The organism is Streptomyces agglomeratus, from assembly GCF_001746415.1.
Classification (GTDB): Bacteria; Actinomycetota; Actinomycetes; order Streptomycetales; family Streptomycetaceae; genus Streptomyces; species Streptomyces agglomeratus.
Genome location: NZ_MEHJ01000001.1, coordinates 4,292,501 through 4,312,857 on the forward strand (window position 1 = coordinate 4,292,501; position 20,357 = coordinate 4,312,857).

The 20,357-nt window shown below is 68.6% G+C and carries 18 protein-coding genes and 2 rRNA genes (1 of these 20 cut by a window edge); 10 read left to right on the forward strand and 10 right to left on the reverse strand.

What is annotated here, in order from left to right:
- The 3 genes from AS594_RS18665 to AS594_RS18675 all read left to right on the forward strand — a co-directional run.
- A 23S ribosomal RNA gene (locus tag AS594_RS18665) occupies nucleotides 1–1,656 on the forward strand; it begins 1,469 nt to the left of the window's first position.
- Nucleotides 1,657–1,730: 74 nt separating this feature from the next.
- Nucleotides 1,731–1,847 (forward strand): 5S ribosomal RNA (gene rrf / locus AS594_RS18670).
- Between the two features lie 116 nt (nucleotides 1,848–1,963).
- The gene (locus AS594_RS18675; protein WP_069932564.1) at nucleotides 1,964–2,539 is read left to right on the forward strand and encodes a GNAT family N-acetyltransferase; all 576 of its coding nucleotides are present in this window, start codon (nucleotides 1,964–1,966) and stop codon (nucleotides 2,537–2,539) included.
- On the opposite strand, the gene AS594_RS18680 is transcribed toward AS594_RS18675, so the two are convergent.
- The 6 genes from AS594_RS18680 to AS594_RS18705 all read right to left on the reverse strand — a co-directional run bounded on the left by AS594_RS18680 (nucleotide 2,536) and on the right by AS594_RS18705 (nucleotide 10,003).
- The gene (locus tag AS594_RS18680; protein WP_069935174.1) at nucleotides 2,536–4,335 is read right to left on the reverse strand and encodes a type IV secretory system conjugative DNA transfer family protein; all 1,800 of its coding nucleotides are present in this window, start codon (nucleotides 4,333–4,335) and stop codon (nucleotides 2,536–2,538) included. The two genes, AS594_RS18675 and AS594_RS18680, sit on opposite strands and share 4 nt — an antisense overlap.
- Nucleotide 4,336: 1 nt before the next feature.
- The gene (locus AS594_RS18685) at nucleotides 4,337–5,752 is read right to left on the reverse strand and encodes an ATP-binding protein (RefSeq protein ID WP_069932562.1); all 1,416 of its coding nucleotides are present in this window, start codon (nucleotides 5,750–5,752) and stop codon (nucleotides 4,337–4,339) included.
- A gap of 19 nt (nucleotides 5,753–5,771) precedes the next feature.
- Nucleotides 5,772–7,322, reverse strand: a complete 1,551-nt coding sequence (locus AS594_RS18690) for an SCO6880 family protein (RefSeq protein WP_069932561.1) — start codon at nucleotides 7,320–7,322, stop codon at nucleotides 5,772–5,774.
- Nucleotides 7,319–8,674: a hypothetical protein gene (locus AS594_RS18695; RefSeq protein WP_176742707.1), complete on the reverse strand. Its 1,356-nt coding sequence runs from the start codon at nucleotides 8,672–8,674 to the stop codon at nucleotides 7,319–7,321. The genes AS594_RS18690 and AS594_RS18695 overlap by 4 nt, the downstream gene beginning before the upstream one ends.
- Nucleotides 8,664–9,512 (reverse strand): DUF8175 domain-containg protein, encoded by an 849-nt coding sequence (locus AS594_RS18700; protein WP_069932560.1) that lies wholly within the window; start codon nucleotides 9,510–9,512, stop codon nucleotides 8,664–8,666. The genes AS594_RS18695 and AS594_RS18700 overlap by 11 nt, the downstream gene beginning before the upstream one ends.
- A 182-nt stretch (nucleotides 9,513–9,694) precedes the next feature.
- Entirely contained in the window at nucleotides 9,695–10,003 is a 309-nt protein-coding gene (locus tag AS594_RS18705; protein WP_028814667.1) for a hypothetical protein, read from the reverse strand.
- Between the two features lie 799 nt (nucleotides 10,004–10,802).
- Between AS594_RS18705 and AS594_RS18710 the strand changes: the two genes are divergently transcribed.
- From AS594_RS18710 to AS594_RS18720, 3 genes are all read left to right on the forward strand, one after another.
- Nucleotides 10,803–11,183 carry a peptidoglycan-binding domain-containing protein gene (locus tag AS594_RS18710; protein WP_069932559.1) on the forward strand — a complete coding sequence of 127 codons (381 nt, stop codon included), beginning with the start codon at nucleotides 10,803–10,805 and terminating at the stop codon, nucleotides 11,181–11,183.
- Between the two features lie 154 nt (nucleotides 11,184–11,337).
- Entirely contained in the window at nucleotides 11,338–12,348 is a 1,011-nt protein-coding gene (locus tag AS594_RS18715; protein ID WP_107358085.1) for a C40 family peptidase, read from the forward strand.
- Nucleotides 12,349–12,649: 301 nt separating this feature from the next.
- Nucleotides 12,650–13,408, forward strand: a complete 759-nt coding sequence (locus AS594_RS18720) for a phosphatase PAP2 family protein (protein WP_069932558.1) — start codon at nucleotides 12,650–12,652, stop codon at nucleotides 13,406–13,408.
- Nucleotides 13,409–13,588: 180 nt separating this feature from the next.
- Here the strand turns inward: AS594_RS18720 and AS594_RS18725 are convergent, their stop codons facing one another.
- Nucleotides 13,589–15,202, reverse strand: a complete 1,614-nt coding sequence (locus AS594_RS18725) for an FAD-binding oxidoreductase (protein ID WP_069935175.1) — start codon at nucleotides 15,200–15,202, stop codon at nucleotides 13,589–13,591.
- A gap of 420 nt (nucleotides 15,203–15,622) precedes the next feature.
- The gene (locus tag AS594_RS44715; RefSeq protein WP_167368031.1) at nucleotides 15,623–15,784 is read right to left on the reverse strand and encodes a hypothetical protein; all 162 of its coding nucleotides are present in this window, start codon (nucleotides 15,782–15,784) and stop codon (nucleotides 15,623–15,625) included.
- Between the two features lie 194 nt (nucleotides 15,785–15,978).
- Between AS594_RS44715 and AS594_RS18730 the strand changes: the two genes are divergently transcribed.
- Together AS594_RS18730 and AS594_RS18735 are read left to right on the forward strand one after the other, a co-directional pair.
- Nucleotides 15,979–16,803, forward strand: a complete 825-nt coding sequence (locus AS594_RS18730) for an SCO4651 family lipoprotein (RefSeq protein WP_069928129.1) — start codon at nucleotides 15,979–15,981, stop codon at nucleotides 16,801–16,803.
- 134 nt (nucleotides 16,804–16,937) lie between these two features.
- Nucleotides 16,938–17,126, forward strand: a complete 189-nt coding sequence (locus tag AS594_RS18735; protein WP_069928130.1) for a hypothetical protein — start codon at nucleotides 16,938–16,940, stop codon at nucleotides 17,124–17,126.
- 121 nt (nucleotides 17,127–17,247) lie between these two features.
- On the opposite strand, the gene AS594_RS18740 is transcribed toward AS594_RS18735, so the two are convergent.
- Nucleotides 17,248–17,616, reverse strand: coding sequence for a metal-sensitive transcriptional regulator (locus tag AS594_RS18740; protein ID WP_069928131.1), 369 nt, complete (start codon nucleotides 17,614–17,616; stop codon nucleotides 17,248–17,250).
- A 195-nt stretch (nucleotides 17,617–17,811) separates the two neighbouring features.
- Between AS594_RS18740 and AS594_RS18745 the strand changes: the two genes are divergently transcribed.
- Both AS594_RS18745 and AS594_RS18750 read left to right on the forward strand, forming a co-directional pair.
- Nucleotides 17,812–18,432, forward strand: a complete 621-nt coding sequence (locus AS594_RS18745) for a DUF47 domain-containing protein (RefSeq protein WP_028814660.1) — start codon at nucleotides 17,812–17,814, stop codon at nucleotides 18,430–18,432.
- A 6-nt stretch (nucleotides 18,433–18,438) separates the two neighbouring features.
- On the forward strand, nucleotides 18,439–19,437 hold the full coding sequence (locus AS594_RS18750) for an inorganic phosphate transporter (RefSeq protein WP_069928132.1): 999 nt from the start codon (nucleotides 18,439–18,441) through the stop codon (nucleotides 19,435–19,437).
- A gap of 122 nt (nucleotides 19,438–19,559) precedes the next feature.
- Here AS594_RS18750 and pstB read toward each other — a convergent pair whose 3' ends face one another.
- Nucleotides 19,560–20,336 (reverse strand): phosphate ABC transporter ATP-binding protein PstB, encoded by a 777-nt coding sequence (gene pstB / locus AS594_RS18755; protein WP_069928133.1) that lies wholly within the window; start codon nucleotides 20,334–20,336, stop codon nucleotides 19,560–19,562.
- Between the last annotated feature and the right edge of the window lie 21 nt (nucleotides 20,337–20,357).

Below are 20,357 nucleotides of genomic sequence, written 5' to 3' on the forward strand. Positions count from 1 at the left end.
AAGGCGAGGCCGACAGGCGTAGTCGATGGACAACCGGTTGATATTCCGGTACCCGCTTTGAAACGCCCAGTATCGAATCCATTGATGCTAAGGCCGTGAAGCCGTCCTGGAGCCTTCGGGCAAAGGGAAGTGGTGGAGCCGCCGGTCCAAGGTGGTAGTAGGTAAGCGATGGGGTGACGCAGGAAGGTAGTCCAGCCCGGGCGGTGGTTGTCCCGGGGTAAGGGTGTAGGCCGAGGGGTAGGTAAATCCGTCCCTCGTTAAGGCTGAGACCTGATGCCGAGCCGATTGTGGTGAAGTGGATGATCCTATGCTGTCGAGAAAAGCCTCTAGCGAGTTTCATGGCGGCCCGTACCCTAAACCGACTCAGGTGGTCAGGTAGAGAATACCGAGGCGTTCGGGTGAACTATGGTTAAGGAACTCGGCAAAATGCCCCCGTAACTTCGGGAGAAGGGGGGCCATCACTGGTGATCGGATTTACTCCGTGAGCTGGGGGTGGCCGCAGAGACCAGCGAGAAGCGACTGTTTACTAAAAACACAGGTCCGTGCGAAGCCGTAAGGCGATGTATACGGACTGACGCCTGCCCGGTGCTGGAACGTTAAGGGGACCGGTTAGTGCGCTTTCGGGCGTGCGAAGCTGAGAACTTAAGCGCCAGTAAACGGCGGTGGTAACTATAACCATCCTAAGGTAGCGAAATTCCTTGTCGGGTAAGTTCCGACCTGCACGAATGGCGTAACGACTTCTCGACTGTCTCAACCATAGGCCCGGTGAAATTGCACTACGAGTAAAGATGCTCGTTTCGCGCAGAAGGACGGAAAGACCCCGGGACCTTTACTACAGTTTGATATTGGTGTTCGGTTCGGCTTGTGTAGGATAGGTGGGAGACTTTGAAGCATGCACGCCAGTGTGTGTGGAGTCAATCTTGAAATACCACTCTGGTCGTGCTGGATGTCTAACCTCGGTCCGTGATCCGGATCAGGGACAGTGTCTGATGGGTAGTTTAACTGGGGCGGTTGCCTCCTAAAGAGTAACGGAGGCGCCCAAAGGTTCCCTCAGCCTGGTTGGCAATCAGGTGTTGAGTGTAAGTGCACAAGGGAGCTTGACTGTGAGACCGACGGGTCGAGCAGGGACGAAAGTCGGGACTAGTGATCCGGCAGTGGCTTGTGGAAGCGCTGTCGCTCAACGGATAAAAGGTACCCCGGGGATAACAGGCTGATCTTCCCCAAGAGTCCATATCGACGGGATGGTTTGGCACCTCGATGTCGGCTCGTCGCATCCTGGGGCTGGAGTCGGTCCCAAGGGTTGGGCTGTTCGCCCATTAAAGCGGTACGCGAGCTGGGTTTAGAACGTCGTGAGACAGTTCGGTCCCTATCCTCTGCGCGCGTAGGAATATTGAGAAGGGCTGTCCCTAGTACGAGAGGACCGGGACGGACGAACCTCTGGTGTGCCAGTTGTCCTGCCAAGGGCATGGCTGGTTGGCTACGTTCGGAAAGGATAACCGCTGAAAGCATCTAAGCGGGAAGCCTGCTTCGAGATGAGTATTCCCACCCCCTTTGAGGGGTTAAGGCTCCCAGTAGACGACTGGGTTGATAGGCCAGATGTGGAAGCCCGGTAACGGGTGGAGCTGACTGGTACTAATAGGCCGAGGGCTTGTCCTCAGTTGCTCGCGTCCACTGTGTTAGTTCTGAAGTAACGAACTGTGCCGTTTCCGGTTTGTTCAACTTCATAGAGTTTCGGTGGTCATAGCGTTAGGGAAACGCCCGGTTACATTCCGAACCCGGAAGCTAAGCCTTTCAGCGCCGATGGTACTGCAGGGGGGACCCTGTGGGAGAGTAGGACGCCGCCGAACAATTATTGTGGGAAAGCCCCGCACCTTATGGTGCGGGGCTTTTCTGTGTTCTGGGGCCGTCGGGCGGCCGGCAAAACTGTTTGGTTTGGCGGCCGGGGACGGGTGAGCATCAGGGCATGGACTATGTGATTCGACCTGTACGTGACGCCGGCGAGTGGCCCCGGGTGAAAGAGCTGCGGCTTGCCGCGCTCCAGGACCCGGCGGCGGACATCGCGTTCCTGGATACGTACGAGAAGGCCCTGACCCAGCCTGACTCTTTCTGGCAGGAGCGTACGGACGGGGCGGTCGCGGGCGGTCACGTGCGGCAGTTCGTGGCGGAGACGCCGGACGGGCGGTGGGTGGGGTCCGTCACCGGCATCGTCGAACGGGCTGGTGCGGAAGCCCACTTCGCCCCTTCGCCCGAGGTCGACCAGGTCCATGTGGTCGGAGTCTTCGTACGGCCCGAGGCGCGGGGCACCGGTGTGGCGCAGGAGCTTCTCGGAGCGGCGTTGGACTGGGCGTGGTCGCTCACGGAGCCCCGTGCGGAGCAGGTGCGGTTGTTCGTGCACGAGCGCAACGGGCGGGCCGAGGCGCTTTACACCAAGGCCGGGTTCGTACGGAGCGGGGTGACGATGGCGCCGCCGGGGGACCCGGCGGCGAAGGAGTACGAGATGGTGGCGGTGCGGTCGCCGGCTTCCGGGGGCCCGCGCTAACCGGCGGCCAGGGTGTGGTCCGGCCAGCGGGCACGGCCCTGCTCCTGGGAGCGGAGCAGGACCAGGGTCGGCAGGCCCTGGTCCTGACCGGTCGACAGCAGCTCCGGAAGCTGGGGAAGCGGAGCCACGGCCGCGACGTCGTCCAGGACGAACGTCATTGGTGGGTCGAGCCGACCGTCGGATGACCGTGCGGCCATGCGGCGGCCGTGCTCGACCACGCTTGAGGTGAGTGCGGTGAGCAGAGGCATCGCCCCGGGACGCGACTTCGGGTCCTCGATTGCTTCACCCACCACATAAAGGGTGCCCCCTTCGTCCGCGAATGATTCCAAGGTGACCGAATCGTTTCGATTGGGTGTGCAGACCTCGCGAATATGAACCGAGGAGAGCGCGGCGAGCGCCCGTACGGTCAACTCCTGTGCGATTTCGCGACGTTCCGGGTACGCCGTGAGGGCGGACTCCAGGAGGCCCGCGGCGCCGCTCGACGCCTCGGGGTGGGTGCGGAGGATACGTACCGGCTCGTGCGCACTGTGGCCCTGCGCCCAGCGGTGCACCTGCCGGAAGGGGCGGCCGTCGACGGCGGCGGCGTGCAGCCAACTGCTCAGCAGCGTCTCCGCGGTGTCGGCCATCGCGGCGTCGAGCCGCGCCTGGGGCCGTATGGGCGCCAGCAGGGCCACCGCTCGCGCGGCGGCGATATCGGAGCGGTCGCAGCCGGTGGTGGGCGACCAGTGGAGGCGGGCCGGGGTGTCGCACAGGTGCCCGGGGTCGTACACGAGGACCGGGCCGAGCTTGGCCCGCGCGCCCTTGGTCTCGGCCCAGAGGCTGGGGTCGGAAGTGACGACGAGCGCCGGACCCTCGGCGTCGAGGACGGCCTGCACGGCGGTGGGTCGGCGGGCCTCAGGGCTGCCGTAGAGCAGACGGGGCGTACGGGGGGCCGGGACGGCGGAGGCGGACCGAGTGGGGAGGTACGGGCTCGTGGCGGCCTGGCTCCCTGGCGGGTGGGTACCGGGGTGGGTACCGGGGTGGACGCCGGGGTGCGGGCCGGGGGCAGTGGCGGCGGCGTGGAGGGGTGCGGCGGCGGACACGCTTGAGGCGGATTCGGTGCCCGGGGTGTGGGCGGCGGCCGGCTCGGGCCTTGCCGCGGATTCGTGACCGGGTCCGTGGACACCTGTCCTGGCGCTGCCGCCGGCATGATCAGGGTGCGGCAGAGCGGCGGATTCGTGACCCGCGTAGTCCGCGTAATCCTTGTAATCCGCGTAGGCCGCACCCGCGCCGGTGTGGGGCACAGCCGCGGGTACGTGGCCGGCGCCCGTGCCTTCCGCGTCACCCGGACGGGTACCGGCGCCGGCGTGCGGCGGGGCGGCGGGGCGGTTGTAGTGCGGCTCCGCCCCGGTTTGCTTCGCCGTCGTCGCCGCCGCTCTCGCCGTTTCGCGCTGTGCCTTCAGACGGGCCAGTACGCCGATCACGAAGATCGTCAGTACGCACGCCACCATCAGCTCGCCGATGAGCAGGCCCCAGAACAGTCCGTACCCCGACAACTGGTCCGGCGGTGTGTCCGGCCATGCGGCCGCGATGTCCTGCGGGGCGCCCAACAGGCGGCGCAGGGCCAGCGGCGTACGGGCGAAGGTGACGCCGTCCGGCCACGCGCCGCGGGCGAACAGGCCCGCGAGGCCCGTCGCCAGCCATGCCAGGATCGTCAGGCCGAGCAGGAACGCCAGCAGGCCGACCAGCAGGGAGTCGGGGATGCCGCGTTCCCCCGGCTGCTGGTGGCCGTGCCGCCCGTCGTGGTGCTGTCTCATGTCAGGCGACCGTCGATTCCGAGGACGAGGACTCGTTCATCTGCTGCTCGATGAGCGCCGCCCGCTGCTCCGCCTCCAACTCCGCGGCTCGCAGGTCGTCGGCGATCATGTCCGCCGAGGTCTCCGTCATCGCGCGGTCCGTGAAGACGAGGGGGCGTTCCGCTTCCGTGATCAGGTGTTTGACGACCTGGACATTGCCGTTCACGTCCCATACGGCGATGCCCGGGGTCAGCGTCGGAATGATCTCGACCGCCCAGCGCGGCAGGCCGAGCACCCGCCCGGTGGCCCGGGCCTCGTCCGCCTTCTGGGCGTAGATCGTCCGTGTCGAGGCCATCTTCAGGATCGCTGCTGCCTCCCGCGCCGCCGCGCCGTCCACCACGTCGGACAGGTGGTGGACGACCGCCACGAAGGACAGGCCCAGACGGCGGCCGAACTTCAGCAGCCGCTGGAAGAGCTGGGCGACGAACGGGCTGTTGATGATGTGCCACGCCTCCTCCACCAGGAAGATGCGCTTCTTGCGGTCGGGCCGGATCCAGGTGTGTTCCAGCCACACGCCGACGATCGCCATCAGGATCGGCATCGCGATCGAGTTCCGGTCGATGTGGGAGAGGTCGAAGACGATCAGCGGCGCGTCGAGGTCGATGCCGACCGTCGTCGGGCCGTCGAACATGCCGCGCAGGTCACCGTCGACGAGGCGGTCCAGGACGAGGGCGACGTCCAGGCCCCAGGCCCGTACGTCGTCCAGGTCGACGTTCATCGCCTCGGCCGACTCCGGTTCCGGGTGGCGCAGTTGTTCGACGATGTCCGTCAGGACCGGCTGGCGGTCGATGATCGTCTCGTTCACGTACGCGTGGGCGACCTTGAGCGCGAAGCCGGAGCGCTCGTCGAGGCCGTGCCCCATCGCGACCTCGATGATCGTACGGAGCAGCGCGAGCTGTCCCGTGGTCGTGATCGACGGGTCGAGGGGGTTGAGGCGGATGCCGCCGTTGAGGGCCGCCGTCGGGTCGAGCCGGATGGGGGTTATCCCCAGCTCCTGGGCGATGAGGTTCCACTCGCCCATGCCGTCCTCGCCCTGGGCGTCGAGGACCACGACCTGGCGGTCCTTGAAGCGCAGCTGGCGCAGTACGTACGTCTTCTCCAGCGCGGACTTGCCGTTGCCGGACTCGCCGAGGACCAGCCAGTGCGGCGCCGGGAGCTGCTGTCCGTACAGCTGGAAGGGGTCGTAGATGTATCCCTTGCCGCTGTAGACCTCACGGCCGATGATCACGCCCGAGTCGCCGAGGCCCGGAGCGGCGGTGGGCAGGTACACGGCCTGGGCCTGCCCCGTCGACGTACGGACGGGAAGTCTGGTCGTCTCGACCTTTCCGAAGAGGAAGCTGGTGAAGGCATCCGTGACGGCGGACAGCGGATCTCGCATGGCGGGTCTGCCCTCTCGGCTAACGACGGATACCGGTGGCGAACGGCAGGGTGTTGACGAACGCCCGGTGGTGCTCGCGGTCGCACCACTCCAGCTTCAGATAGGACTTGCCTGCCGAGGCCCGGATGGTCCGCTTGTCGCGGGCCAGCGCCTCGGGTGAACGCGACGACACAGTGATGTACCCGACGAGGTTGACCCCCGCCGCGCCGCTCGCGAGATCTTCACCCCGCTGGTCGAGCCGGCCGTGCGCGGCGATGTCGCGCGGGTCGACGGTGCGGTTCATCTTGGCCTGACGGCTGGCTTCCGCCTCGTCGTTGGTCTTCTCCGTCAGCATCCGCTCGATGGCGATCTCGGTGGGTTCGAGGTCCATGGTGACGGCGACGGTACGGATCACGTCGGGGGTGTGGACGAGCAGCGGGGCGAGGAAGTTGACGCCGACCGGCGTCATCGGCCACTCCTTGACCCAGGCGGTGGCGTGGCACCAGGGGGCGCGGGTGGACGACTCGCGCGTCTTGGCCTGGAGGTACGTCGCCTCCATGGCGTCCAGCTCGGCCGGCCAGGCGTTGCGCTTCGTCATGGCCTGGATGTGGTCGATGGGGTGGTCGGGGTCGTACATCGAGTGCACGAGGGACGCGAGGCGGCCCTGGCCGAGGGGCTGGCGCACCCGGATGTCCGCCTCCGCGAGCCGCGCGCAGATGTCGGTGAGCTCGCGCGCCATGACGACGGCGAGGCCGGAGTCGCGGTCGAGCCTGCGGCCGCCGTGCGGGCGGGCGGCGCGGGCCATGGCGTTGGCCTCGGCGGCGAGCTCGCGGGAGTAGTGCATGCAGGCGACGAGGTAGGCGCGGTGCTGCTCGCTGGACGTTGAGACCATGGACTGGAGCTGGTCGTACGAGTCCTTCAGCCAGCCGGGAGCGTGCGTGTCGCCGCGCTGGGCGACGTCCTTGGCGTGGGCGTCGGGGTCGGCGGGGAGGGTGCGGGCGAGCATCTGGAGGCGGGTCACGAAGCCGTCGCCGTTGGCGACGTGCTTGAGCAGCGTGCCGAAACGGTCCACCAGGGCTTCCTGGTCCTCGCTGTCGCGCAGGCCGACGCCGGGGCCCTCGATCTCGATGGCGGCGGTGACCGTCCGCCGGTCGGCGTGCAGGAGTACGGCGATCTCGTCGGGGCCGAAGGGGGCGGCGAGCCAGTTGATACGCCCGATGCCCGGCGGCGGGCCGACCTCCACCTCACGGCCGTCGCTGCGGACACCGGCCTCCATGGCGCCGCTGCGGTACGTCGTGCCGTTGCGCAGGGTGCGTTTGTAACTGCGGTTGATCTCGAACCATTTGTAGAAGGTGCGGTGCTTGTACGGGACGTACACCGCCATCAGGGCCACCATCGGGAAGCCCATGAGCAGCACGATCCGCAGGGACAGGACGGGGACCAGCAGCCCGCTCATCATGCCGAGGAACGCGCCGGCGATGATCAGCGCGATCTCGCCGGTCTCGCGGTTCTTGCCGACGATCGCGCTCGGCCGGGCGCGGCCGATGAGATACGTACGGCGGGGCGTGATCGGTTGGGACTGCGTCGTCAACGCCCTGCACCTCCTGTGCTGTTGTTGCCGGTACTCGTGCTTCCGGTACCGCGGTTCGTGTGAGTGCTGTTGCTACGGGGCGAGGGTGCGGCGGAGGGGACGACTCCGCCGCCTCCGCCCGTGGGGGCGCCGCCGGACCCGCCGCCGGAGCCGCGGGCGCTGTGGGCGGCCACGCCGCCGCTGACGGCGTTGGCCTGACGGGACGGCGAACTGTTGCCGCCCCGGTCGCCGCCGCCTCCGCCACGGCTGCTGTGCGCCTTGATGCCCTGCGAGACGAGGGCGGCGGGGGAACTGATGACGGCGGCCGCCTGGGCGCCGTCGGTGGCCTTGTTGCGGTTGCTGCGGGCGGCGGCGATCTCGTCGCCGAAGCCGGGGACGAAGCGGTAGATCATGCCGGAGGCGAAGATCGCCAGCAGGATGATGGCCAGACCGGAGACGACGGCGGAGAAGGCGTTCGGTCCGTCGTCGGCGGAGAGGGCCCCGGCGAGGCCGAGGACGATCACGATGACGGGCTTGACCATGATGACGGCGATCATGATGCCGGCCCAGCGGCGTACGTGGCCCCACATGTTCTTGTCGACGAGCCCGGCGTAGACGACGACGCCGAGGAGCGCGCCGACGTAGAGGAGCAGGGCGCGGATGAACAGCTCCAGGAAGAGGATTCCCGCCGCGAGGATCGTCACGAGGGACACGACGATCAGCATGATCGGGCCGCCGCCGATGTCGTCGCCCTTCTTGAGCGCCTCGGCGAACGATCCGAAGAACACGTCGGTCTGCCCGCCGGTGCCGGCGGCGATGACCTCGGTGACACCGTCGGTGGCGGAGACGATCGTGTAGAGGACCAGCGGGGTGAAGGCGGACGCGAGGACGGTGAGCCAGAGGAACCCGATGGCCTCGGACAGCGCGGTCGCGAGCGGCACGCCGCGGATGGCGCGCTTGGCGACGGCGAGCAGCCAGAGGACGAGGGTGAGGATGGCGGAGGCGGCGAAGACGATGGCGTACTGCTTGAGGAAAGTGGGGTTGGTGAAATCGACGTCGGCGGTCGACTTCACGGCCTCGGAGAGCTTCCCCACGATCCAGGCGGCTGCGTCGGCGCACCCCTTGGCCAGGGAGGCGAGGGGGTCGAGCGCCTCGGCGGGCTCGGTGGGCGCGCGAAGACGCGAACCACCGCCGTCACCGCCTTCGCAGTAGTCCTTTGCCGGCCCGACGATGAGGTCGCAGTTGTCTTTGGCGGAGGGAGTCGGCGTCGGCGTCGGTGCGGCCAAGGCGCGGCCTGCCAGAAGCACAAACATCGTCTGTACGAAGGTGAAGGCGGCGGCCAGTTTCAGCGCCAGGCGTGAGCTACCGGGCATAAGTGAACCCTCCGTACTCGTCGACTGCCTTGGCGATCTCATCTGCACCGGAGGCCGCACGGTCGGCGTTCACGGGGGCCGGCCCCTCCTTCTGGGAGAAGCTCGCGACCTTCCAGTCGCCGCCTGCCCACTGGATCTCGAGCGTCATGGTGAACCAGTCATTGGTTACCGGGTTGGTCGAGCCGACACCTGCCGTACCGAACACGCCTGTGCACCAGACTTCGACGGTTGCGGTGCTGTCCGTGTAGGCGGTGACCTTGGTGCCGACGGGCGCTGTGCGCGAGACGTACGTCATTCCCTCGGCGGCATTGCCGTTCTTGTCGAGTCCGACCTTGTCGAGGAAGTCCTGGTTGTACGCCTTGTCGAACTTGGCCTCGAGCTCCGGGACCTTCACCGGAACGAAGATCTGACCCACGATCTCCTGCCGACGGTCGGGATTGAGAATCTCGGCTGAGACGAGAGCAACGGCGAAATTCGCCGCAGCGGACTGCGCTCCCTGCTCGTCGCGTGCGAAGCCGGACGGGATCGTCCCGTTCTTGCCCGCGACCGGCTTCACGCCCGTCGCGGACGTGGGCTCCGCCCCAGCCCCTCGCTTGGCCTCGTCGACCGGGCCGGTCTCTCCACCACCGCGATTCGCGAACGCGATAGCCGCGATCAGCAGCACTACGACGCCCACCACAGTGATGAGGGAGCGTGAGGTCCGTACGGGCCGTCGGGCGCCCCCGTACACATCACTCCCGCCACCCTCTGGCAGGCGTGTGCGCGTCTGACCGGAGCCGCCGACACGGTCCGAACGACCGCTGTCGTTGCCGTAGCCGTGCTCGTCCCCGAGATTCATGCCGCGTGCGCCCCCTCAACCGTTAGCAGTTCCGCGTAGTACGACGGTAGCCGTGCTGCTTCCCGCGCGGACGCGGTGTGGTGACTCGACATCAGGGAGACGCAACCTCAGCCAATGGGCACGACGGACGGGTGGGATGGGGGGAGTGGGGCCGGGAACGCCCGGTGCCGGCTGACGGTGGGTTAAACAGCCATCCCGTACACGATGGTGAAGAGCGTGCCGAGCGAGCCGATGATGAAGACGCCGGTGAGGCCGGCGACGATCAGGCCCTTGCCCTGCTCCGCGCTGAACGTGTCCCTCAGAGCCGTCGCGCCGATCCGCTGTTTTGCTGCTCCCCAGATGGCGATTCCGAGGCAGAGGAGGATGGCGACAGCCATCACGACCTCGATCATGACGCGGGCTTCGTTCCCCAGGGTCCCGAACGGACCCCAGTTCGGGGCGATTCCACCGATGATGGTGGTGATGTCGCCCTTTTCGGCTGCCAGGTTCATGTAAGTCACCGCCCCTGTCGGGTAGTTCGTCGCCCCCGCCACGCGGCAGGGGTCACGCTCTATCTTCGCTGATGAAACCGCACTGGTATGTCGACTTGGCGCCTGTCTTTACCCGACCTCCGCACGCATGGCTGGAAGCACCGCGTTGACCTGCGGTGCCAGCCGGTTGAATTCGGAAACGCGTATGGTCACTCTGTGTATCACGCTGGGTGACTCCGGGCAATGACTGGCGTTATGCACCTTTGGTCGGCCGTGGCGCGGCGGAAGGTATTGGTCGCTCCAGGGGGTCAGGGGCGGACGAATTAGTTGTTTCTGGGAGTTTTGGGCTGCCCCTGGGCGCTTGAGTGTCGGTGGGCCGGGGTGGTGCGTCAAGGGCGCTCCCGCGTCGCGTCGCTGCGCGGGTGGCTTGCGGGTTGGTGGGTGGGGTGCGCGTCGACTTTTGGGGTGGTGCGGCCCCTGGTCGGCGGGTGCGGGGACGGTTGTTGGTGCGGCGTTCCCATTCCGGACGTACGCGGGCACCGGGGCCGGTGGGTGACCGGGCGTCTCGGTGGGCGTCGTGGGAGCGGTTTGGTTCACGTGAGGGTCTGGCGCGGGCTTCAGCGTGCCCCAAGCCGGTGCGGCGAGCTGCCTGACGTCTCGTAAGTCCCTGCTGTCGCTGTCGCCACTGGGCGGGATGCATCCCATGCGTGTCACTCGCATGGGTTGTTCTCCTGGCATATGCGCATAGTCCGACATTCGGCGGACACGGACATCTCCGGCACTGCAACCGCGTTCCTCAGCCTGAGAAGGGGAGTTCCTCATGCTCGTACGCCACCGGGCCGCCCTGGCGTCGGCCGCCGTACTCGGCGCGCTCGCCCTGTCCGTCGCGCCCGCCGCCGCGTACACCGCCCCGCCTGCCGCCGTCGTCGTCACGGCCGTGCCCGTCGCGGAGTCTGCCGCGCCCGCCTACTGCGGCTACTACGACGGCAACGCCACCGCCCGGCGCGGCCAGTCCGGTGCCGCTGTGCGGGAGGTGCAGTGCCTCATCAACCACTGGTCCGGCGGGCAGCCGCTCGCCGTCGACGGCATCTTCGGGGCGCGTACGGAGAGCTGGGTCGTCCACTTCCAGGACGTGAAGGGCCTGCGGGTCGACGGCATCGTCGGGCCGCAGACCTGGGCGGCTCTGCGACGCGGCGTCTGATCGGCCGTCCGGCCCGAGGGGGGCTTCGGAACGCCGTGTCCTCGTTCCGCGGCGTGGCGTTTCGGACGTGTTCTACGCCGCATCGGACGCGCGCGCGAAAACTGCTGTGAACCCGTCCCGGATGGGGGAGGGTTGAGGGGTGCGCAAAGTCTGGGTGGCCACTGGGATCGGGATCGGGCTCTGCCTGAGCTTCGTCGCGCTGCTCGTCGTCGGGACCTTCTCGGCGGCCGCGGGGCTGGCCGGCGGTGCCGGCGGGGGACGGGCGGTCGGGCTGGCCAAAGGCGCCGTGCCCGCGCTGTACCAGCCGCTCGTGCAGAAGTGGGGCAACCTCTGCCCGGCCATCAATCCCGCGCTGCTCGCGGCGCAGTTGTACCAGGAGAGCGGCTGGAACCCGCAGGCGCAGAGCCCGGCCAACGCGCGCGGTATCGCTCAGTTCATCCCCGGCACCTGGGCGTCCCACGGCGTCGACGGTGACAAAGACGGCGACCGGGACATCTGGGATCCGGCCGACGCGATTCCGTCGGCGGCGACGTACGACTGTGAATTGGCCGGATACGTCAAGAAGGTGCCGGGGGATCAGACCAAGAACATGCTCGCCGCCTACAACGCGGGCGCGTACGCCGTCATCAAGTACGGGGGCGTTCCGCCGTACCGCGAGACGCAGAACTACGTGAAGATCATCACCAGCCTGGAGCAGAGCTTCGCCCGGCCCGTCGGGCGGGTCGAGCCGTCGCGGCAGGCCGCCGGGGCCATCTACTTCGCCCAGAAGAAGCTGGGGACCAAGTACCTGTGGGGCGGCAACGGAACTCCGGAGCAGGGCGGGCGTTTCGACTGCTCCGGACTCACTCAGGCGGCGTACCGGACCGTTGGGATCGAGCTGCCGCGCGTGGCCAACGACCAGTACAACGCGGGTCCGCACCCCTCGCGGGACGAGCTGTTGCCCGGCGATCTGGTGTTCTTCTCGGACGACCTCACCAACTCGCGTGCGATCCGGCACGTAGGGCTTTACGTGGGTGGCGGGTACATGATCAACGCTCCGTTCACCGGGGCCGTGATCCGCTTCGACAAGATCGATACGCCGGATTACTTTGGTGCGACCCGGGTGACCGAGGACGGTGCGAAGGCGCTTCCCACGGACCTGCCGGGGACTCGCGGCGGCGCGTGACATGGCTTGAACTCTCCGTTATCGCCGCCCTCTGAGCTGCGACGACGTGTCTCTCTTCGATAACGTGATCGTGATCATTCGGTGGAGAGTGGAACGGTGGGGGCCGACCGGGCGTTCCCTGGACTGGGGAAGTGGGACAGTCGCGCTGACCACGCGACGCGGCCGACCTCGGCACTGCAGGGCAGACCAAGCACGGCACGGCAGAGCACGGCATCGCATCGCATGAACCACGGGGGTTCGCAGGAGCGGCACGCAGACACGTGTGCCGCGCAGCAGGCAACAAGGCAAGGGGCCGCGGCAGATGGCTGGACTCGCACTGGATGGGGCGAACCCCGACGTCAGTCTGCTCTACGACATCAACGGACTGGCGGCGGATGCGCCGGGCTGGTTCGACCGGGTCATGGAGTTCGTCGGTGAGTACGGGACCATGCTCGGCATCGTCCTGCTGGGGCTCTGGTGCTGGTGGAGGGTGCGCAGGCACGACGACGCGGTCACCTCGGTGGCCGGACTCGTCTGGGCCCCGCTGGCGGCAGCGATCGCGCTGCTGATCAACATTCCGATCCGCGGGTTCGTGGAACGGCCTAGACCCTTCAATGACCACAAGGGACTCGAAGTCCTGATCGCCGGCAAGACGGACTACTCGTTCGTCAGCGACCACGCGACGCTCGCGATGGCCATCGCCGTCGGAGTCTTCGTCGCCAACCGCAAGTTCGGGCTCGCCGCGATCGGGCTGGCGGTCGTGGCCGGCTTCTGCCGCGTCTACATGGGCGTGCACTACCCGACCGACGTCATCGGCGGATTCGCCCTCGGGACGGCGGTCGCACTGCTGCTCGCGCCGGTCGCGATGGCGCTGCTGACGCCGCTCATGGCGGCGATCTCGCGTTCGCAGAAGGTCGGTTGGCTCGTACGGGCGAAGGGCTCGGCGCAGCGTGCCGGGTCGGTCGCCGGTGCGGGGCCGGCGCTCGGCTCCGGTCTGGGCCCGGGCGACGGCGGCGGTGGGCCGGCCGTGGTCCCCGCACCGCGCGGCGCGGACAGCACGCGCAACGACCTGGCTGCCTGAGGACGGGGCGTAGGAGGCCAGGCCGGGGCGCAGGGCCCTGGAGTGCTCGGCCGCGCTCGTAGGGCCTGGGCGGCCGGTGCAGGGCCGTAGGCGGCCCGTTCAGGGGCACGGGCGGCCCGCTCAGAGGTCTGGGCGGCCCGCCCGCGAGGTCTGGGTGGCCTCAGGTGCTCGGGGCCGTGCTCACAGGGCCTGGGGGAAGTCGAAGAGCCTGTCCGGGTCGTAACGCTTCTTCAGAGTCGTCAGACGGTCGGCGGCCGCCCCGTAGTACGCCTTCCGCCAGTCCGTCAGGGTCGCGTCCGTGTAGTTCTGGTACGCCGCCCCCGAGGCGTACCGGCGCATCGCACCATGGGCGTTTTTCAGCCACGCCTGCTGAGCGGTGCCGGCGGTGCCCGCGCGCCACGCGCCGATGTACTGGGCGAGCATCCGCTGCCGGCGGTGCACGAACGCCGTCGCCAGTGGGTCCACCCGGTTCACCGCTCCGCCGAGCGCGGTCAGCGCGATGCTTCCGCCGCCGCCCTGGGACACGGGCAGGCGGGTGAACGCTTCGGTCCGGGCGAGTAGCTCCCGTACGCCCGACGGGGAGAGCGAGCGGTCGAAGAAGTCGCTGCGGGCCGCGTACGTTTCGCGGCCGAGCGCGCCCTGGGCGGTGCGGCCGGGGGTGGTGCCGGGCAGATGGCACTGGTCGTCGCTGAAACCGGCGCAGCCGGCGTACACGAGCATCGACTCCTGGTAGCTGCGGCGGCGCAGCGAGACCGACCGGGCGGGGGAGCCGATCCGGTCGGCGAGGCGGTCGACGGCGTTCTGGAGATCGCCGTACGTACCGAGCGAGAACGCGGCGACGGAGACGTTGGGCGTGGTGCCGCCAGGGCCTGCGGCAAGGTGCGCGGACGACCAGATCTCGTCGGGCTGGGACGGGCCCCACTCCTGCCACGCGGTGATGACGGCCTGGGCCTTCGACCAGGGCCAGGACATGTACGCGGTGACGGCGGCCGGGGCCGGGTGGGTGCGGAAGGTCAGCTCGGTCACGACGCCGAAGTTGCCGTTGCCCGCACCGCGCAGGGCCCAGAAGAGGTCCGCGTTCTCGGTGGGGGTGCAGCGCAGGCTTTTACCGGCGGCGGTGACGAGCGTGGCGGAGGTGAGGCTGTCGCAGGTCAGGCCGTACGCACGCGAGACGACGCCGTGGCCGCCGCCGAGGGTCAGCCCCGAGATGCCGACGGTGGGGCAGGAGCCGGCGGGGATGGTGCGCCGGCCCTGACGGGCGAGGCCCTGGTAGACGTCGATGAGCTTGGCGCCGGCGCCGACCGTGGCCGTGGTGCCGCTCGCCCTGACCTGAGCGAGCTTCGATACGTCGATGACGAGACGCCCGGTGCCGGAGGACCAGCCGGCGTAGGAGTGGCCGCCGTTGCGGATGGCCACGGGGGTGCGGTGGGCCTTGGCGAACGCCAGGCACTCCTTGACGTCTGCCTTGTTCGCCACGTACGCGACAGCCGCGGGCTTCAGGGTGTCGAAGCGGGTGTTGTAGAGCTGGCGGGCGGTTTTGTAGGCGGCGTCCCCGGGCCGGACGAGCGGGCCTTCGAGACCTCGGGCGAGAGCGGCCCAGGTCGGGGTGGCGGACGGAGGTGGGGTTCGGCCGGTGGTGGTGGCCGAGGCCGCTGTGCGGGTGGCCGGTCCGGGGCCGTTGCCGGTGCCTGTGCCTGTGCCTGTGCCTCTGCCGGTGGTGGTGCCGGTGCAGGCGGCTGCCGCGACAGTGGCCGCGAGGGCCGAGGCCGAGGTGAGAAGTGTGCGCCGTTCCATGTGTGTTGCCTCCCGGAGGCCAGACGGCTTTGCGGCGGCACGGGTTCCTGCGGGGCCGGGTTTTCTGCCGGGGCGTCGTGGTGGGGCTGTGCGTGGCTGTGCGTGGCTGTGCGTGGCTGTGCGTGGCGCGGAAGGTTCCCCAGCTGGGCCTCCCGGAAACCGGGAGTGAGCCTCTGGGCCGACAGCCGCGGGCGGTGGGGCCGCGTCCGGGCGTGGCCGTGCGTGTGCGGCGGGGCGGCCGACGGCTCCGGGTACGAGCGCCGGGCCCGTACGAGAGTCGATCGCGTACGAGCGTCGGTGCGGGTGCGGGTACGGCGGTTCGGCCCGTGACGTCCCGTGTACCGCGCCGGGCGCGCACGAGCGCGGGCCAGTGGCGGCGAGTGGGAGCGGCGCGGCGGTGCTGGCTGCCTCGGGGTGGGGTCAGGCCGTTGTCGCGTGCAGCTCCGCGTCCGTGCGGGCTCGTTCGCGGGAGCGGCGGGCCGGTCCGCGCCAGCCGCAGGAGCAGTGCGCGAAGCAGAAGGAGCCGCGTTCGGTGGTGCCGGTGCGGTGGGTGGTGGCGTCCTGAGTGGCCTCTTGAAGCACGCGTCCACCGTACCGGGGTACTTGGCGGCCGTGGTCGGCGGTCGCCCGACTCCGTACTCGCCGAAGCCGTGCCACCCGGGCGCCCCCCTCCCGGGCGGTCTGGCCCCGGTGGGCGTGACCGGGGTGGTGGGGGGTCGTTAGGCGGGGCGGGTGGGATCGGACACCGGGTGGCAGGGCGTTGGGGGTTGGCGGCGATGGTGGTGCAGCAGCACAGGGTCAAGGGCGGCGCGGTCGCCGTGGCCGTCGCGGCGGGGCTGATCGCCTCCGCCGGTTGTTCCGGTGACGGTGCCGTCGCCGAGGACCAGCAGGGCAGTGACCCCCTGGTCACGGTGCGGGGCGCGGCGGACGCGCTGGTGGCCGCGGGGAGCTCGGAGGCCCGTACGTCCATGGTCATGGCCACCGGCGGCACGCGTGTCACCATCCGGGGCGAAGGGACGTACGACTTCAGGAAGCGCATGGGGCAGCTCAAGGTGATGCTGCCGCCCGACCCCGACGGCGCGGACAAGCACCGTCCCATCACCGAGCTGCTCGCGCCCGGTGCGCTGTACATGAAGAACCGGGGCGCGGGCGTGCCCGCCGACAAGTGGGTGCGGATCGACACGACCACCCTGGACGACGGGAATCTCGTCACCGGCGGGGCCACGGACCCGCTGACCGCCGCCGAGCTGCTGCGCGGGACGAAGCACGCGACGTACGTGGGCCGGACCGATGTGGCCGGGACCGGTGTCCGGCACTACCGCGGGGTCACCGACATCGCCCGCGCCGCCCGCGTCGCCTCGCCGCACGTCCGCGGTGCGCTCGCCGCGGCGGCGAAAGGGTTCGCCAAGGACGCCGTTCCGTTCGACGCGTACCTCGACGACCAGGGGCGGCTGCGCAAGGTCCGCCACCGGTTCGATTTCGCCAATGCGGGACGTACCGTGGCCGTCGCCTCCACGACCTTGCTCTACGCGTTCGGAGTGCCCGTGGAGGTGCGGCTGCCGGCAGCCCGTGACATCTACGCCGGGAAGATCCAGGCGTGAGTCCGGGCGCGGGGTGGGGGACGCGCCGCCCCGCCCCGGGTGGCGGGGAAATGGTCCGTCCGTGCCATGCGCGGTCTGTGCCGCTCTGCCTACGCTAGGAAGCCGACGACGGCTGAAGACGGCTGAAAGAGGTGATGAATGTGGCTCCGCTCGGCAGTAGTACGCCCGTCCAGGACCACGTCGCCCTCGCCGAGATCGAGCTGTGCGGTGAGTTGATGATCGCGGCGTCCGCCGCCGACGGGGACCGGCTCAGCCCGGACCGTATCGACGAGGTGCTGAAGGTGGGGGCCACGGCCGGGACGGTCGAAGCCGCCGAGAAGTGAGGCCCCGGCCCGGGGGGTGAAGGCCCCGGCCCGGGGGCCCGCTCAGAAGCGCGGCGTCTCAGAAGTGCGGCGTCTAAGAAGTGCGGCGTCTAAGAAGTGCGGCGTCGGTACTCGGCCTCGGTCAGGTGCGCAGCAGGCGGGCGATCGCCTTGGTGGCCTCTTCGACCTTCTCGTCGATCTCCCCGCCGCCCTTGACCGCGGCGTCCGCCACGCAGTGCCGCAGGTGCTCCTCCAGGAGCTGGAGGGCGAAGGACTGGAGCGCCTTCGTCGACGCCGAGACCTGGGTGAGTATGTCGATGCAGTAGACGTCCTCGTCGACCAGCCGCTGGAGGCCGCGGATCTGGCCCTCGATCCGGCGCAGTCGCTTGAGGTGCTCGTCCTTCTGCTTGTGGTATCCGTGCACACCCAGGTCGTGGTCGGTCACCACGGCTTCGGAAGCTCCGGAGGGCGCGTCGCTCGTCGTCGCGCCGGCCGCCTCGGTGGTCGTCATCGCGTCCTCCCGTTGTCCTGAAAGGGGCTGTATACCCCTCGTGGGTATATGGTAGCGAATTTTGTGGGTAGGGGCTCGGGGGCCCGTACAGAGCACTGTGCCTGATGGGCGACACTGAAGAACGCCGGTTAGCCGTGGCCGGATGATGCGCCTAGCATCACCCTGACCGAATCCAATGCACCCCGAGGACCCCACGTGCGCTTTCGTCTGACCCCCAGGGAGACGAGCTTCTACGACATGTTCTCCGCATCTGCGGACAACATCGTCACGGGCTCGAAGCTCCTGATGGAACTGCTCGGAGCGGACTCCTCCGCCCGAGTCGAGATCGCGGAGCGGATGAGGGCAGCGGAGCACGCGGGGGACGACGCGACCCACGCGATCTTCCACCAGCTGAACTCCTCGTTCATCACGCCGTTCGACCGCGAGGACATCTACAACCTCGCGTCGCAGCTCGACGACATCATGGATTACATGGAGGAGGCCGTCGACCTGGTCGTGCTGTACCAGATCGAGGAGCTGCCGAAGGGTGTCGAGCAGCAGATCGAGGTGCTGGCCCGGGCCGCCGAGCTGACCGCCGAGGCCATGCCGCACCTGCGGACCATGACGAACCTCACCGAGTACTGGATCGAGGTCAACCGCCTCGAGAACCAGGCCGACCAGATCCACCGGAAGCTGCTCGCGCACCTGTTCAACGGCAAGTACGACGCCATGGACGTGCTGAAGCTGAAGCAGATCGTGGACGTGCTGGAGGAGGCGGCCGACGCCTTCGAGCACGTCGCCAACACGGTCGAGACGATCGCCGTCAAGGAGTCCTGACCTCCGGTGGACACCTTTGCGCTCATCGTGACCATCGGGGTCGCGCTCGGATTCACGTATACAAACGGCTTTCACGACTCCGCGAACGCCATCGCGACTTCGGTTTCCACGCGGGCGCTGACCCCGCGCGCGGCCCTCGCCATGGCCGCCGTGATGAACCTCGCCGGTGCCTTCCTGGGCAGCGGCGTCGCCAAGACCGTCAGTGAAGGGCTCATCGCGACCCCGCACGGCGACAAGGGGATGGGAATCCTCTTCGCCGCGCTGGTCGGTGCGATCGTCTGGAACCTCGTCACCTGGTACTTCGGTCTGCCGTCGTCCTCCTCGCACGCGCTCTTCGGCGGCATGGTGGGCGCGGCGCTCGCGGGCGGCACCGAGGTTATCTGGTCGGGGGTGCTGGAGAAGGTCGTCATCCCGATGTTCATCTCACCGTTCGTCGGGCTGCTGCTCGGCTACCTGGTGATGGTCGTCATCCTGTGGATGTTCCGGAAGGCCAACCCGCACAAGGCGAAGCGGGGCTTCCGTATCGCCCAGACCGTGTCCGCGGCCGGCATGGCGCTTGGCCACGGTCTCCAGGACGCGCAGAAGACCATGGGCATCGTGGTGATGGCGCTGGTCATCGCCGATGTCGAGGGTCAGGGCGACGCGATCCCGATGTGGGTCAAGATCGCCTGTGCGCTGACGCTCTCGCTCGGTACGTACGCGGGCGGCTGGCGGATCATGCGGACGCTCGGCCGGCGGATCATCGAGCTGGACCCGCCGCAGGGCTTCGCGGCGGAGACGACGGCCGCGTCCGTGATGTACACGGCGTCGTTCATGTTCCACGCGCCGATCTCCACCACCCACGTCATCACCTCCGCGATCATGGGCGTCGGCTCCACCAAGGGGTCGCGTGCGGTGCGCTGGGGTGTAGCCAAGAACATCGTGCTGGGCTGGTTCATCACGATGCCGGCCGCCGCACTGGTGGCCGCGACGTGCTACTGGGTCGTACTGCTGGCCTTCGGCTAGCGGTCCGGCGTACGGACGAAGACGGGCCCGCCCCCCACTCCTCAAGAGGAGTGGGGGGCGGGCCCTTTGCCTTGCGGTGGCACCGCCATGCAGCACCGCAGGACAGGTGTGGCGGCCGGCTTCTAGCCGAAGCGGCCGGAGATGTAGTCCTCGGTGGCCTGGACGGACGGGTTGGAGAAGATCCGCTCGGTGTCGTCTATCTCGACGAGCTTGCCGGGCTGGCCGACCGCCGCGAGGTTGAAGAACGCCGTACGGTCCGAGACGCGCGCCGCCTGCTGCATGTTGTGCGTCACGATGACGATCGTGAAGCGCGACTTCAGCTCGCCGATCAGGTCCTCGATGGCGAGGGTCGAGATCGGGTCCAGGGCCGAGCACGGCTCGTCCATCAGCAGCACCTGCGGCTCCACCGCGATCGCGCGGGCGATGCACAGACGCTGCTGCTGGCCGCCGGAGAGACCGGAGCCGGGCTTGTTCAGGCGGTCCTTGACCTCGTTCCAGAGGTTGGCGCCGCGCAGGGACTTCTCGACGACCTCGGCCAGCTTGTTCTTCTTGTACGAGCCGTTGAGGCGCAGGCCCGCCGCCACGTTGTCGAAGATCGACATGGTGGGGAAGGGGTTCGGGCGCTGGAAGACCATGCCGACCGTGCGGCGTACGGCGACGGGGTCGACGTCCTTGCCGTACAGGTTCTCGTCGTCCAGGAGGACCTTGCCCTCCACGCGGCCACCGGGGGTGACCTCGTGCATGCGGTTGAGGGTGCGCAGGAAGGTGGACTTGCCGCAGCCGGACGGCCCGATGAAGGCCGTCACCGAGCGGGGCTCGACGGTCATCGAGATGTCGTCGATCGCCTTGTGGGTGCCGTAGTAGGCCGACAGGCCGCTGATGTCGATTCGCTTGGCCATCTGAATCACTGCTTTCTGCTG

What these genes read in the sequence shown, in the direction of transcription:
- AS594_RS18675 (WP_069932564.1), top strand. Translation starts at nt 1,964, where the DNA reads ATGGACTATGTGATTCGACCTGTACGTGACGCCGGCGAGTGGCCCCGG.
- AS594_RS18680 (WP_069935174.1), bottom strand. Translation starts at nt 4,335, where the DNA reads ATGAGACAGCACCACGACGGGCGGCACGGCCACCAGCAGCCGGGGGAA.
- AS594_RS18685 (WP_069932562.1), bottom strand. Translation starts at nt 5,752, where the DNA reads ATGCGAGATCCGCTGTCCGCCGTCACGGATGCCTTCACCAGCTTCCTC.
- AS594_RS18695 (WP_176742707.1), bottom strand. Translation starts at nt 8,674, where the DNA reads ATGCCCGGTAGCTCACGCCTGGCGCTGAAACTGGCCGCCGCCTTCACC.
- AS594_RS18700 (WP_069932560.1), bottom strand. Translation starts at nt 9,512, where the DNA reads ATGAATCTCGGGGACGAGCACGGCTACGGCAACGACAGCGGTCGTTCG.
- AS594_RS18705 (WP_028814667.1), bottom strand. Translation starts at nt 10,003, where the DNA reads ATGAACCTGGCAGCCGAAAAGGGCGACATCACCACCATCATCGGTGGA.
- AS594_RS18710 (WP_069932559.1), top strand. Translation starts at nt 10,803, where the DNA reads ATGCTCGTACGCCACCGGGCCGCCCTGGCGTCGGCCGCCGTACTCGGC.
- AS594_RS18720 (WP_069932558.1), top strand. Translation starts at nt 12,650, where the DNA reads ATGGCTGGACTCGCACTGGATGGGGCGAACCCCGACGTCAGTCTGCTC.
- AS594_RS18725 (WP_069935175.1), bottom strand. Translation starts at nt 15,202, where the DNA reads ATGGAACGGCGCACACTTCTCACCTCGGCCTCGGCCCTCGCGGCCACT.
- AS594_RS18730 (WP_069928129.1), top strand. Translation starts at nt 15,979, where the DNA reads ATGGTGGTGCAGCAGCACAGGGTCAAGGGCGGCGCGGTCGCCGTGGCC.
- AS594_RS18735 (WP_069928130.1), top strand. Translation starts at nt 16,938, where the DNA reads ATGAATGTGGCTCCGCTCGGCAGTAGTACGCCCGTCCAGGACCACGTC.
- AS594_RS18740 (WP_069928131.1), bottom strand. Translation starts at nt 17,616, where the DNA reads ATGACGACCACCGAGGCGGCCGGCGCGACGACGAGCGACGCGCCCTCC.
- pstB (WP_069928133.1), bottom strand. Translation starts at nt 20,336, where the DNA reads ATGGCCAAGCGAATCGACATCAGCGGCCTGTCGGCCTACTACGGCACC.